General features: G+C 53.4%; 1 protein-coding gene. It reads left to right on the top strand.

Annotated elements, in window-relative coordinates; genetic code table 11:
• Positions 1-30 precede the first annotated feature (30 nt).
• The coding region (locus AC1RPV_RS07660; protein WP_481764183.1) for a DEAD/DEAH box helicase family protein at positions 31-442 on the top strand (412 nt) is incomplete at its 3' end.

Genomic DNA, 442 nt, shown 5'->3' with positions numbered 1-442 from the left:
GTATGCCGCTTGGGTAAGAAGACGATCATCATGGCGTCGCAGCGTGAATGGATTCTCGGCTTCCAAGAGACATTTATCGGATCGGACACACAGGCCGCCCTGACCAACTGTAGAAAGACCCAGATCGGCCTGTGCAAGACCTACGAAGATTTTCTAAAGTACGATATCTGTCTCGTTACATGCCAAACTTTCTGGAGTGCCAAAGGACGTAAACTTTTGCGCCGAGTTCGCGACATGTTTGCGATGCTGCTTGTAGACGAAATCCACACGGGCGCTGCCCCCAAGTACGCGTCAGTGATAGCCGCACTCAACTGCGAATACAAGATCGGATTGTCAGGCACCCCGAACCGCAAGGACGGCCGGTACGTGCTCATGCGGAATTTGATGGGTCCGGTGATTGCCGATATCAAGGTCGAGAAGTTGCGGCCTCATGTTCGGCTGG

Source organism: Dellaglioa sp. CoH-55-MRSF-9 (assembly GCF_056782155.1).
The sequence above is the reverse complement of the archived record's forward strand: the minus strand, read 5'-3'. Positions and strand labels throughout refer to the sequence as shown.